5 protein-coding genes, 1 tRNA gene and 1 rRNA gene are annotated in these 13,690 nt (G+C 69.6%); 6 read left to right on the forward strand and 1 reads right to left on the reverse strand.

Going from position 1 to position 13,690, the window contains the following annotated elements; all coding sequences use genetic code 11:
- The 3 genes from rrf to ACFYOH_RS38625 form a co-directional block, all read left to right on the forward strand.
- Positions 1-88: ribosomal RNA gene (gene rrf / locus ACFYOH_RS38615) — 5S ribosomal RNA — on the forward strand; the annotation flags it as partial.
- A gap of 116 nt (positions 89-204) precedes the next feature.
- Complete coding sequence (locus ACFYOH_RS38620; protein WP_388635764.1) at positions 205-867, forward strand: DegT/DnrJ/EryC1/StrS family aminotransferase; 663 nt, start codon at positions 205-207, stop codon at positions 865-867.
- A gap of 84 nt (positions 868-951) precedes the next feature.
- A tRNA-Thr gene (locus tag ACFYOH_RS38625) sits at positions 952-1,024 on the forward strand.
- Positions 1,025-1,061: 37 nt separating this feature from the next.
- Here the strand turns inward: ACFYOH_RS38625 and ACFYOH_RS38630 are convergent.
- The gene (locus ACFYOH_RS38630) at positions 1,062-3,821 is read right to left on the reverse strand and encodes a SpoIIE family protein phosphatase (RefSeq protein ID WP_388635627.1); all 2,760 of its coding nucleotides are present in this window, start codon (positions 3,819-3,821) and stop codon (positions 1,062-1,064) included.
- A 409-nt stretch (positions 3,822-4,230) separates the two neighbouring features.
- On the opposite strand from ACFYOH_RS38630, the gene ACFYOH_RS38635 reads away from it, so the two are divergent.
- The 3 genes from ACFYOH_RS38635 (at position 4,231) to ACFYOH_RS38645 (ending at position 13,539) form a co-directional block, all read left to right on the forward strand.
- Positions 4,231-9,690, forward strand: coding sequence for a HAMP domain-containing protein (locus ACFYOH_RS38635; RefSeq protein ID WP_388635629.1), 5,460 nt, complete (start codon positions 4,231-4,233; stop codon positions 9,688-9,690).
- Between the two features lie 299 nt (positions 9,691-9,989).
- Positions 9,990-10,670, forward strand: coding sequence for a two-component system response regulator (locus ACFYOH_RS38640; protein ID WP_069778400.1), 681 nt, complete (start codon positions 9,990-9,992; stop codon positions 10,668-10,670).
- 124 nt (positions 10,671-10,794) lie between these two features.
- Positions 10,795-13,539, forward strand: coding sequence for a DNA translocase FtsK (locus tag ACFYOH_RS38645; protein WP_388635631.1), 2,745 nt, complete (start codon positions 10,795-10,797; stop codon positions 13,537-13,539).
- The last annotated feature ends 151 nt before the right edge of the window (positions 13,540-13,690 follow it).

Consider the following 13,690-nt stretch of genomic DNA (forward strand, 5'->3'; position numbering starts at 1 on the left):
CGGTTACATTCCGAACCCGGAAGCTAAGCCTCACAGCGCCGATGGTACTGCAGGGGGGACCCTGTGGGAGAGTAGGACACCGCCGAACAATTCTTATAAAAAGGTCGGATCCTGAACTTCGGTTCGGGGTCCGGCCTTTTTACGTTTTGCTTAACGTGTCGTTCACCCTGGGCACCCAGCATCCAGCACATGGGAACTGCTGCAATGCTCAGGGCCGCCGGCGTCGGAGTCGGTGACGAGGTCGTCGTACCTGCCTTTGGGAACGTCGAGGTCGCCGAGGCGGTGACCCTGGCCGGTGCGCTCCCGGTGTTCGCCGACATAGACCCGGTGACCTACTGCCTCGACCCCGGCTCTGTCGAGGCAGCTGTAACTCCGCTTACCGCGGCGGTCGTTGTCGTGCACCGCTTCGGACGGCGCGCCGATGTACGGCGGTTGCACGGGCTCGGGCAGCGGCACGGTGTCCTGGTGCTGGAGCAGGGCGAGTCCGAGGCGCCGTACGACGAGATAGCGCAGCGCAGGCAGCGGGCCGCCTACCTCGACGGCAAGCTCAAGGGCGTACGGACGCCGGACGGCGGTGACGGGCACACCTACCAGCAGTACGTCGTGCGAGTACCTGGCAACGGCCGGCCTGACCGGGACGCCTTCGCGATGGCCCTGCGGGCCAAGGGCGTTGACTGCCGGGTGCCGGTCAAGACGCCCGTGCACCGGCTGCCGGAGTTCCGTCGGTGCGTGTCCCTGCCGGACACCGAGCTGGCCGCCGACGAGACGCTGACGCTGCCCGTGGACGCCTCGCTCACCAAGCGGGAGATGCAGCGGATCGTGTCCGCGTGCAACGCGCTCGGGGGACTGCTGCAGCCCGCCTACTGAGCGGGTTCCGAACGAATTTGGGAACTCGGGCCCGCTCGGGGTAGAGTTTCTTCGTCGCCGCGAGGGAAACCTCGAAAACGACAGGCCCCTATAGCTCAGTCGGCAGAGCGTCTCCATGGTAAGGAGAAGGTCAACGGTTCGATTCCGTTTGGGGGCTCAAAGAGAAAGACCCCGCCCTTCGGGCGGGGTCTTTCTCATGCGTCCTTGTGGATTCCCGGGACGCGCATCGCCAGGATCGCCATGTCGTCCGACGGGGCGTCCGACGCGAAGCGTTCCACCGCCCGCATGATGCGCGCGGCGACCGCGCCCGCCGTCAGCCCCGTGCAGGTCGTGAGGACGTCGGCGAGGCCGTCGTCGCCCAGCATGCGCGCGCCCTCACGGCGTTCGGTGACGCCGTCCGTGACGCAGAGCAGCACATCACCGGGGTCGAGGGTGACCGTCTCCTCGTGCAGCTCCAGGTCCTCGATCACGCCCAGCAGCGGCTGCGGTTCGGCGGCCGGCGTCACCGTGCCGTCCTGGCGCAGGCGCAGGGGGAGCGGGTGGCCGGCGCAGACCACCTTCAGCTCGGCACTGCCGTCCTCCTGCGGGCGCATCTCGCCGTAGAGGAGGGTCAGGAAGCGGCTGCGGTCGCCCTCGTCGAGGATCGCGGAGTTCAGGCGCTGCAGGACCGCCGGCCCGGACAGGCCCTCGCGGGCCAGCAGGCGCAGGGCGTGCCGGGCGAGTCCGGTGACCGCCGCCGCGTTGGGGCCCGTACCGCAGACGTCGCCGATGGCGAAGCCGTAGGCGCCGTTGCCGATCGGGAAGAGGTCGTAGAAGTCACCGCCGACCTCGTTGCCCTCTCCGGCGGCGCGGTAGATGACCTCGACCTCGACGCCGTCGATCTGCGGCAGGCCCGGCGGGAGCAGGCTGCGCTGGAGGGACTGGCTGATGGCCGTGCGCTCCGAGTACAGGCGGGCGTTGTCCAGGGCGAGTGCCGCCCGGCGGGACAGGTCCTCGGCCAGTTCCAGGATTTCCTGGCGGAAGTGTTCGTCCGTGGGCTTGCCCAGGGTCAGCATGCCGATGACGCGGTTACGGGCGACGAGGGGCAGCACGACCGTTTCGCCGCCGACGGCGGAGGCCGTGGCGAGGGTGGGGCCGATGCCCGCGCTGACCCGGTGGGTGGGACCGCCGGACAGGCCGAGGCTGCGCATGGACGAGCGCAGGGCCGCCCGGTGCGCCACCTCGGCGGGGACGGCCCACACACGGGCGCCGGGGGTCGGTACCGGGTCCGGCGGCGGGACCTTCGACAGCAACGACTTGATACCGTCGATGAGTTCCTCGTCCTCGTGCAGGACGTACGACAGATACGGCTCGGAGGCCTGGTCGGCGATCGTATAGACGGCGCACCAGGTGGCCAGGGTGGGGACCGTCATCTGGGCCATCAGGGCCAGCGTCTGGTCGCGGTCCAGGGTGCCCGCCAGCAGGTCGGAGGCCTCGACCAGGAAGCTCAGGGAGCCGCGGCGCAGCCGCTCCAGCTCGCCGAGGCGGGCCGACTCGACGGCCAGGGCGATCCGGTCGGCGGCGAACTGCAGGCGCAGCGCCTCCTCGTTGGAGTACCGGCCCGGTGCCTCGGCCGCGACGCCGAGCGAGCCGGTGAGGCGGCCCTCGACCTTCAGCGGGACGGTGACGACCGAGCGCATCCCGGTGCCGGCGAGCAGCGGTACGGCGCCGGGGACGGACGTGAGGTCGTCGTGGACGGCCGGCATGCGTGCGGAGCCGTAGCGGCCGGGGCCTGCTTCGACGGGCACACGCGCGAAGCGCTGGCGGGCGGAGGGCAGGCCGGTGGAGGCGCGGACCTCCAGCTCGGTCTCGTCGTCGGTGGCCAGCAGCAGGAACGCGGAGTCGGCGTCGAGCATGTCGCGGGCGCGCTCCACCGTGCGCTGGAGCAGGCCGTCGAGGTCGTCCGGGGCGGGGGAGCCGATGAAGACCTCGAAAGGGTCGGTGCTCTGGCCGTCGGCGGACGGGGTCTGGTCGCCGGCCGGGACGCGCGGGGGAGTCTGGAGTACGGCGCGCTCGTGGTCGCGGACCAGGAGGCAGACGGTGGAGGGTTCGCCGCCGGTGTCGCGCACCCTGAGGTGGGAGGCGTAGACCGAGGCCACGCGGCCGTCGGCGCCGCGGATGCCGTAGCTGCCCTCCCAGCGGGAGAGCTGCAGGGCCTCGGCCACGCCGGTGCTGGTCCCCGGGGTGTGCGGCCAGGCCGCCAGTTCGGTGAGGGGCTTGCCGATGACCTCGCCGGCCGGATAGCCGAACAGTTCTTCGGCGTCCTCGTTCCAGGAGGTGATCGAGCCGTCCCGGTCCACCTGGAGGACCGCGACGCGCACCCGGCTGTCGGCCAGCGGGAGCAGGTCGGCGGGGAGGGAGGGGCCGGCGGTGCGGGTGCCGACGGGGCGTTCGGGGAGGTTGAGCTGGAACCAGACGTTCTTGTGGGTGGGCGTGTAGTCGACGCCCCAGCGGGTGGCCAGGGCCGCGCACAGCTGCAGGCCGCGGCCGCCCTCGCGGTCGGGGCTGCCCATGGAGGAGGCGGCGTGCTGGAGGGGGACCTCGCGTTCGGGGTAGCGGTCCGAGACCTCGACGCGCACACCGTCCTCGGTGCGCAGGCACAGAACGTCCGCGTGCGTGCCCGCGTGGACGACCGCGTTGGTCACCAGCTCGCTGGTGAGGACCACGGCGTCGTCGACGATGTCGGCGAAGCCCCAGCCCTGGAGGGTGTCGCGGACGAAGGACCGGGCGGTCGCGACCGATCGCCCCACGGGCTCGAAGGTGGCGGCCGCGCGCGCGGTGATCACAGAACTCCTCGGCCGGTTGTCTACGTGCAGGGCTGCGTGGCCGGCGGGCTCGCGCCGCTGCTGCGGCATCAGCTCGCCCGTCGGCTGTGGCTCCGGGGACTGTCCCCCGGGGATGACTCCGGTGGTCATGGTCTGCGGCCGCCCCTCCGATGCCCGCTCGTTCTCGTGCCACCGCCCAAGCCGGTCGGACCGGTGCGGCTGGACAGCCGCATGCAAGGTTACTTACCTTCGCCGTCCGAGCGGATGCCGGTCGCCGGTGTTTACCCCCCATGGTGTGCGGACGATGTGCGAAGCTGCCGAACTGTTATGGCCTGGTTGGGCCGGGGTGAAACACTGGGCAAGCTTCTGATGAAGGTCGGGTCAGCCTGCGTGTGTTCCGTGTACGGCGGGCAGCAGCCTCTGGTGTGGCCGGATCTCGTCTGGCAGAAATACGCAGCAGTAACCGGTACGCCGAAAGTAACCGGTATGCCGAAACCGGCAGGCCGGGCCGAAGCGGCCGAGCACAGCAGTAACGGTCTACCCCTCCGGGAGGGACACAGTGGAGTCTGGCGCGGCGACGCGTGGCACGAAGACGCGCGCGAAAGGCGGACCGTCCCTGGGCAGGCGCGGTGAGACCACCGCCGTGGACACGGCTGCCCTGAACCGGCTGCTGGCGGCTCTCGTCTCGATGCGGGACGGGAACTTCCGCAAGCGGCTCACGGTCTCCGGGGACGGCGTGATGTCAGAGATCGCGGCCGTCTTCAACGAGGTGGCCGACCGGAACCTGCATCTGACCGGTGAGCTGTCCCGGGTGCGGCGCATGGTGGGCCGTGAGGGCAAGCTGACGGAGCGGCTGGAGAAGGGGGCCTGCGAGGGCTCCTGGGCGTCCGCGATCGACGCCTCCAACGCGCTCGTCGACGATCTCGTGTGGCCGGTGTCGGAGGTCGGCCGGGTGCTCACGGCGGTCGCCGAGGGCGATCTGTCGCCGCGGATGGAGCTGCGGACGCAGGCGCTGGACGGCGGCACCGGGCACCCGTTGCGGGGCGAGTTCCTGAAGGTCGGCCGTACCGTCAACAATCTGGTCGACCAGCTGTCGACGTTCACGGACGAGGTCACGCGCGTGGCCAGCGAGGTCGGCACCGAGGGCAAGCTCGGCGGTCAGGCCCGGGTGCGCGGCATGTCCGGTTCGTGGAAGGACCTGACGGAGTCCGTCAACACCATGGCGCGGCAGCTGACCGCCCAGGTGCGCGACATCGCGCTGGTGACGACGGCGGTCGCTCGGGGTGATCTGTCACGCAAGGTGACCGTGCAGGTCGCCGGCGAGATGCTGGAGCTGAAGAACACCGTCAACACGATGGTGGAGCAGCTGTCGTCCTTCTCCGTGGAGGTGACCCGGGTCGCCCGTGAGGTGGGCACCGAGGGCATCCTGGGCGGTCAGGCGCAGGTGCCGGGTGTGGCCGGTGTGTGGAAGGAGCTGACCGACTCCGTCAACACGATGGCGGGCAACCTGACCGCGCAGGTGCGCGGGATCTCGCAGGTCACGACCGCTGTCGCCAGTGGTGATCTGTCGCAGAAGGTGACGGTTCCGGCGCGCGGTGAGGTGGCGCAGCTCGCCGAGACGATCAACCAGATGACCGAGACGCTGCGGATCTTCGCGGACGAGGTCACGCGCGTGGCGAACGAGGTCGGCGCGGAGGGCCGGCTCGGCGGGCAGGCGAACGTGCCGGGCGCCGCGGGTACGTGGAAGGACCTGACGGACTCCGTCAACACCGTGTTCCGGAATCTGACCATCCAGGTGAGGGACATCGCGACCGTGACGACGGCTGTGGCCAGTGGTGATCTGTCGCAGAAGGTCACGGTCGACGTGGCCGGCGAGATGCTGGAGCTGAAGAACACCGTCAACGGGATGGTGGACCAGCTGTCGGCGTTCGGTGCCGAGGTGACGCGGGTCGCGCGGGAGATCGGTGTCGAGGGTGAGCTGGGCGGTCAGGCGCAGGTGCCGGGCGCGGCCGGTGCCTGGAAGGACCTGACCGACTCCGTCAACACGGCGTTCCGCAACCTGACCGGTCAGGTGCGCAACATCGCCCAGGTGACGACGGCGGTGGCCAACGGCGACCTGTCGCAGAAGGTCACCGTGGATGTCTCCGGCGAGATGCTGAAGCTGAAGAACACCGTGAACACGATGGTGGACCAGCTGTCGAGCTTCGCCGACCAGGTCACGCGGATGGCCCGTGACGTGGGTACGGAGGGCCGCCTCGGCGGTCAGGCCCGGGTGGACGGCGTGTCGGGCACGTGGAAGGAGTTGACGGACTCCGTCAACTTCATGGCCGGCAACCTCACCTCGCAGGTGCGGCAGATCGCCCAGGTGACGACGGCCGTGGCGCGCGGTGACCTGTCGCAGAAGATCGACGTCGACGCGCGCGGCGAGATTCTTGAGCTGAAGAACACGATCAACACCATGGTCGATCAGCTGTCCGCCTTCGCCGACCAGGTGACCCGGGTGGCCCGTGACGTGGGTACCGAGGGCCGCCTCGGCGGTCAGGCGCAGGTTCCTGGTGTGGCCGGTGTGTGGCGGGACCTGACCGACTCCGTGAACGGCATGGCCGGCAACCTGACGGCCCAGGTCCGCAATATCGCGCAGGTCGCGACGGCCGTGGCGCGCGGTGACCTCTCCCAGAAGATCACCGTGGACGCGCGCGGGGAGATCCTGGAGCTGAAGAACACCCTGAACACGATGGTGGACCAGCTGTCGTCGTTCGCCCAGGAGGTCACGCGAGTGGCCCGTGAGGTGGGTACGGAGGGCATCCTGGGCGGTCAGGCCGAGGTGCAGGGGGTCTCCGGCACCTGGAAGGACCTCACGCAGTCGGTGAACTTCATGGCGAACAACCTGACGATCCAGGTGCGCAACATCGCCGAGGTCACGACCGCGGTCGCCAAGGGCGACCTGTCGAAGAAGATCACTGTTGACGCGAAGGGCGAGATCCTCGAACTCGTCACGACGGTCAACACGATGGTTGATCAGCTGTCCAGCTTCGCCGAGCAGGTGACCCGGGTGGCCCGTGAGGTGGGCACCGAGGGCATCCTGGGCGGTCAGGCGCACGTACCGGGTGTCACCGGTATCTGGAAGGACCTCAGCAACAACGTCAACCTCATGGCCAACAACCTGACCATGCAGGTGCGGAACATCTCCCAGGTGGCCTCGGCCGTCGCCAACGGCGACCTGACGCGGCAGGTGACGATCGAGGCGCGCGGTGAGGTCGCGCAGCTCGCCGACACCATCAACATCATGGTCAAGACGCTGAGTTCGTTCGCCGACCAGGTCACCAAGGTGGCCCGTGAGGTGGGCACGGACGGCATCCTGGGCGGCCAGGCGCACGTACCGGGTGTGGCCGGCACCTGGAAGGACCTCACCGAGTCCGTGAACCAGATGGCGTCCAACCTGACCGGTCAGGTGCGGAACATCGCCATGGTGACCACGGCGATCGCCAAGGGTGACCTGACCAAGAAGATCGACATTGACGCGCGCGGCGAGATCCTCGAGCTGAAGACGACGATCAACACCATGGTCGATCAGCTGTCCAGCTTCGCCGAGGAGGTCACGCGCGTGGCTCGTGAGGTGGGTACGGAGGGACAGCTCGGCGGCCAGGCACGCGTGCGTGACGTCGACGGCACCTGGCGGGACCTGACCGAGTCGGTGAACGAGATGGCCGGGAACCTGACCCGGCAGGTGCGTGCCATCGCGCGCGTGGCGACCGCGGTGACCCGCGGCGACCTGAACCTGAAGATCGACGTCGACGCGTCCGGCGAGATCCAGGAACTCCAGGACTACATCAACAAGATGATCGCCAACCTGCGCGACACCACGATCGCCAACAAGGAGCAGGACTGGCTCAAGGGCAACCTGGCCCGTATCTCCGGCCTCATGCAGGGCCGCCGGGACCTGGAGGACGTGGCCTCGCTGATCATGAGCGAGCTGACGCCGGTGGTGTCCGCGCAGCACGGCGCGTTCTTCGTGGCGATGCCGCTCATGGAGGAGGGCAAGGACGGCGGCGATGGCGAGGAGAACTACGAGCTGCGCATGCTGGGCTCGTACGGCTACTCGATGGGCTCCATGCCGACGTCGTTCCGGCCAGGTGAGGCGCTGGTCGGCACGGCCGCCGAGGAGAAGCGCACGATCCTTGTGGAGAACGCGCCCAGTGGCTACCTGAAGATCTCCTCCGGGCTCGGTGAGGCCCCGCCGGCGCAGGTGATCGTGCTGCCGGTGCTGTTCGAGGGCACGGTGCTCGGTGTGATCGAGCTGGCCTCCTTCACGCCGTTCACGCAGATCCAGAAGGACTTCCTCAACCAGATCGCCGAGATGATCGCGACGAGCGTCAACACCATCTCGGTCAACACCAAGACCGAGCAGCTGCTGAAGCAGTCGCAGGAACTGACCGAGCAACTCCGCGAGCGTTCGGCCGAGCTGGAGAACCGCCAGAAGGCGCTGCAGGCCTCCAACGCCGAACTGGAGGAGAAGGCCGAGCTGCTGGCCCGGCAGAACCGCGACATCGAGGTGAAGAACACGGAGATCGAGGAGGCCAGGCAGGTCCTGGAGGAGCGTGCCGAGCAGCTCGCGGTGTCGATGCGCTACAAGAGCGAGTTCCTCGCCAACATGTCGCACGAGCTGCGTACGCCGCTCAACTCGCTGCTGATTCTGGCCAAGTTGCTCGCCGACAACGCCGAGGGCAACCTGTCCCCGAAGCAGGTGGAGTTCGCCGAGACCATCCACGGCGCCGGATCCGACCTGCTCCAGCTGATCAACGACATCCTCGACCTGTCGAAGGTCGAGGCGGGCAAGATGGACGTCTCCCCGACGCGTATCGCGCTCGTGCAGCTCGTGGACTACGTGGAGGCCACCTTCCGGCCGCTGACCGCGGAGAAGGGCCTGGATCTGTCCGTACGGGTCTCCCCGGAGCTGCCCGCGACCCTGCACACCGACGAGCAGCGGCTGCTGCAGGTGCTGCGCAACCTGCTGTCGAACGCGGTGAAGTTCACCGACTCCGGGTCGGTGGAGCTGGTGATCAGGCCGGCCGGCGCGGACGTGCCGGTGGGCATCCGGGAGCAGCTGCTGGAGGCCGGCTCGCTGACCGATCCGGACGGACCGCTGATCGCGTTCTCGGTGACGGACACCGGCATCGGCATCGCGGCCGGCAAGATGCGGGTGATCTTCGAGGCGTTCAAGCAGGCGGACGGCACGACCAGCCGCAAGTACGGCGGCACCGGCCTCGGTCTGTCGATCTCCCGGGAGATCGCGCAGCTGCTCGGCGGTGAGATCCACGCGCAGAGCGAACCGGGGCGCGGCTCGACGTTCACGCTGTACCTGCCGCTGCACCCGAGCGAGCTGCCGCCGCAGGGCTACCAGCAGTCGGTGCCCCCGCTGGAGGCGGGCGAGCTGCTGGCCTCCGAGGCCCGGCAGTCCTCGGAGCTGTCCGCCGTGGAGATCGAGACTCCGGCCGAGGTGAAGTCGTACCGGGAGACGCAGAACGGTCCCGCCGCGCTCTTCCGGCGCCGGCGCCGGGGTCTGCCGCAGGGTGAGCAGCGGCCCGAGCACTGGGCGGTGCCGGAGCAGGAGAGCGCGCCGCAGTCCGCGCGCGGGGTGCGGTTCGGCGGCGAGAAGGTGCTGATCGTCGACGACGACATCCGCAACGTGTTCGCCCTCACCAGCGTCCTGGAGCAGCACGGTCTGTCGGTGCTGTACGCCGAGAACGGCCGCGAGGGCATCGAGGTGCTGGAGCAGCACGACGACGTGGCGGTCGTGCTGATGGACATCATGATGCCGGAGATGGACGGGTACGCGACGACCACGGCGATCCGCAGGATGCCGCAGTTCGCCGGGCTGCCGATCATCGCGCTGACCGCGAAGGCGATGAAGGGCGACCGGGAGAAGGCGATCGAGTCCGGTGCCTCCGACTACGTGACCAAGCCGGTCGACCCGGATCATCTGCTGGCCGTGATGCAGCAGTGGATGGGTGGGAAGTGACGAGATCGGCGCACCGGGATGTGAACACCCGGAGAACCCTTGGCGTGGGTCGGGAGTTGTCCACTTGAGGTGAGGGCGAAGGTACGGCTTAGGGTGGCCTGCGAACGTATGGGAATGTGGGATTCCGGGAACCATCACCACCCCCGCCGCGTTTTCGCTATGTGCACAGTGACATCGCGGTGACAGGGTGTGGCGACGGGCGGGGTGCGGCTACGATGACCGGCACAAGGACGGGCGGCGAAAGGGAGTCGTCCCCTGGGGCGGCGCCCGGTGTACCGCCGGGGCGAGGAGGGCGGGCCATGGTGCAGAAGGCCAAGATCCTCCTGGTCGATGACCGGCCGGAGAATCTGCTGGCGCTGGAGGCGATCCTCTCTGCGCTCGATCAGACGCTGGTGCGGGCATCGTCCGGGGAGGAAGCGCTCAAGGCACTGCTCACGGACGATTTCGCGGTCATTCTGCTGGACGTCCAGATGCCGGGCATGGACGGATTCGAGACCGCCGCGCACATCAAGCGGCGCGAGCGGACCCGGGACATCCCGATCATCTTCCTCACGGCGATCAACCACGGCCCGCACCACACCTTCCGGGGCTATGCGGCGGGCGCGGTCGACTACATCTCCAAGCCCTTCGACCCGTGGGTGCTGCGCGCGAAGGTCTCGGTGTTCGTCGAGCTGTACATGAAGAACTGCCAGCTGCGGGAGCAGGCGGCGCTGCTGCGGCTGCAGTTGGAGGGCGGCGGCAAGGGCGCGGTCGGCGGCAAGGAGTCCGCCGGGCTGCTCGCCGAGCTGTCCGCGCGGCTCGCGGCCGTGGAGGAACAGGCCGAGGCACTGTCCAAGCAGCTGGACGACGACTCGGCGGACGCCGCCGCGGTGGCCACGGCGGCCCATCTGGAGCGCAAACTCACCGGGTTGCGCCGCGCGCTCGACGCCCTGGAGCCGGGCGCCGGCCCCGGCGGCTCGTCGGTGCCGGCGCAGAACTGACGTACACCCGGGCGGCGGTTGCCCATGAGCGTGCGTCAGTTCCGGTCCTCGACAAGGGCGACACGAACGGGTGAAGCTGTGGGCACACGTGTCCGCCGTCGTCTCCCCCGGTAACCTCACACCCATGGCCTCACGTCCCTCCGCAGCCAAGAAGCAGCCCGCCAGGAAGGCGGCCGCTCCCGCGAAGGCTCCGGCGAAGAAGGCCGCAGCGAAGAAGGCTCCGGCCAAGAAGGCGCCCGCCAAGAAGGCCCCGGCCCGAAAGGCCGCGCCGCCGAAGCCGGCGCCCAGCCCCACCGGGGGCGTGTACCGACTCGTGCGCGCCCTCTGGCTGGGCCTCGCGCACGCCGTCGGCGCCGTCTTCCGCGGCATAGGGCAGGGCGCGCGGAACCTCGATCCGGCCCACCGCAAGGACGGCATCGCGCTGCTGCTGTTCGGCATCGCGCTGATCGTCGCCGCCGGCACCTGGGCCGACCTGAAGGGCCCCGTCGGCGACCTCGTGGAGATCCTCGTCACCGGTGCCTTCGGCCGGCTGGACCTGCTGGTGCCGATCCTGCTCGCGGTGATCGCCGTACGGCTCGTCCGGCACCCGGAGAAGCCGGAGGCCAACGGGCGGATCGTGATCGGCCTGTCCGCGCTCGTCATCGGCGTGCTCGGGCAGGTCCACATCGCCTGCGGCTCGCCCGCCCGCAGCGACGGCATGCAGGCCATAAGGGACGCAGGCGGCCTCATCGGCTGGGCGGCGGCCACTCCGCTGACGTACTCCATGAGTGACGCGCTCGCCGTACCGCTGCTGGTGCTGCTGACGGTCTTCGGGCTGCTCGTGGTGACCGCCACCCCGGTCAACGCCATCCCGCAGCGGCTGCGGGCGCTCGGCGTACGCCTGGGCGTGCTGCACGACCACGAGGCGGAGGACTTCACCGAGGACGACGAGCGCTACGACGAACAGTGGCGCGAGGCGCTGCCCGCGCGCCCCGGCAAGCGCTCGTCCGCCCCCAAGGCGTACGACCCCGACAGCGCCGAGGAGGAGGCCCTCTCGCGGCGCCGTGGGCGCCCCAGGCGCTCCGCGGTGCCCCAGCCGGATCCGCAGCGCCGGATGGACGCCGTGGACGTCGCGGCGGCCGCCGCCGCGGCGCTCGACGGCGCGGTGCTGCACGGCATGCCGCCCTCCCCGCTGGTCGCGGACCTGACCCAGGGCGTCAGCGTGGGCGACCGCGAGGAGACCACGCCGGTGCCCACCCCGGCACCGGCCCCCGCGCCCGCCCCGGCGCCGGTCCCGGCAGCGCGCCCCAAGCAGGAGAAACTCACGGCCGGGATCGTCCCCGACCTGACCAAGAGAGCCCCCGAGGAGCCGCGCGACCTGCCGCCGCGCGCGGAGCAGCTCCAGCTCTCCGGGGACATCACCTACTCACTGCCGTCGCTGGACCTGCTCACGCGCGGCGGGCCCGGCAAGGCGCGCAGCGAGGCCAACGACGCGGTCGTCGCCTCGCTCACCCAGGTCTTCACCGAGTTCAAGGTCGACGCGGCCGTCACCGGCTTCACCCGCGGCCCGACGGTCACCCGCTACGAGGTCGAGCTCGGCCCCGCCGTGAAGGTCGAGCGGATCACCGCGCTGACCAAGAACATCGCGTACGCCGTCGCCAGCCCGGACGTCAGGATCATCAGCCCCATCCCCGGCAAGTCCGCGGTCGGCATCGAGATCCCGAACACCGACCGGGAGATGGTCAACCTCGGCGATGTGCTGCGGCTCGCGGAATCCGCCGAGGACGACGACCCGATGCTGGTCGCCTTCGGCAAGGACGTCGAGGGCGGGTACGTGATGCACTCGCTGGCGAAGATGCCGCACATGCTGGTCGCCGGTGCGACCGGCTCCGGCAAGTCGTCCTGCATCAACTGCCTGATCACCTCGGTCATGATGCGGGCGACCCCGGAGGACGTCCGGATGATCCTGGTCGACCCCAAGCGGGTGGAGCTGACCGTCTACGAGGGCATCCCGCACCTGATCACGCCGATCATCACCAACCCCAAGCGGGCCGCCGAGGCCCTCCAGTGGGTCGTACGCGAGATGGACCTGCGCTACGACGACCTGGCGGCCTACGGCTACCGGCACATCGACGACTTCAACCAGGCCGTCCGCGACGGCAAGGTCAAGCCGCTGGAGGGCAGCGAGCGCGAGCTGCAGCCGTACCCGTATCTGCTGGTGATCGTGGACGAGCTGGCCGACCTGATGATGGTCGCCCCGCGCGACGTCGAGGACGCGATCGTGCGCATCACCCAGCTCGCGCGCGCGGCCGGCATCCATCTGGTGCTCGCCACCCAGCGTCCGTCGGTCGACGTGGTCACCGGCCTGATCAAGGCCAACGTGCCCTCCCGGCTCGCCTTCGCCACGTCCTCGCTCGCCGACTCCCGGGTCATCCTCGACCAGCCCGGCGCCGAGAAGCTCATCGGCAAGGGCGACGGCCTGTTCCTGCCGATGGGCGCGAACAAGCCGACCCGTATGCAGGGCGCGTTCGTCACCGAGGCCGAGGTCGCGGCCGTCGTCCAGCACTGCAAGGACCAGATGGCGCCGGTCTTCCGGGACGACGTCACGGTCGGCAGCAAGCAGAAGAAGGAGATCGACGAGGACATCGGCGACGACCTGGATCTGCTGTGCCAGGCGGCCGAGCTGGTCGTCTCCACCCAGTTCGGGTCGACCTCCATGCTCCAGCGCAAGCTGCGTGTCGGCTTCGCCAAGGCCGGGCGGCTCATGGACCTCATGGAGTCCCGCAACATCGTGGGCCCGAGCGAGGGATCCAAGGCACGTGACGTTCTTGTGAAGCCTGATGACCTGGACGGCGTGCTCGCCCTGATCCGCGGGGAGTCTGGGGAGTAGGGCGAAGGCCGTCCGGCGGGCGCCGGTTACGCCGGGTGGCGGCATCGTCCGTGATCCACCCGTTAGGGAGCGGCGAGCAACCGTTTCCCTTTGTCGTACGTCCAGTTGAGCGAAAGGACAGATGGGCATCCCACGATGGGGTACCTGCCTG

This window comes from Streptomyces sp. NPDC007856 (genome assembly GCF_042868225.1).
Taxonomy (GTDB): Bacteria; Actinomycetota; Actinomycetes; order Streptomycetales; family Streptomycetaceae; genus Streptomyces.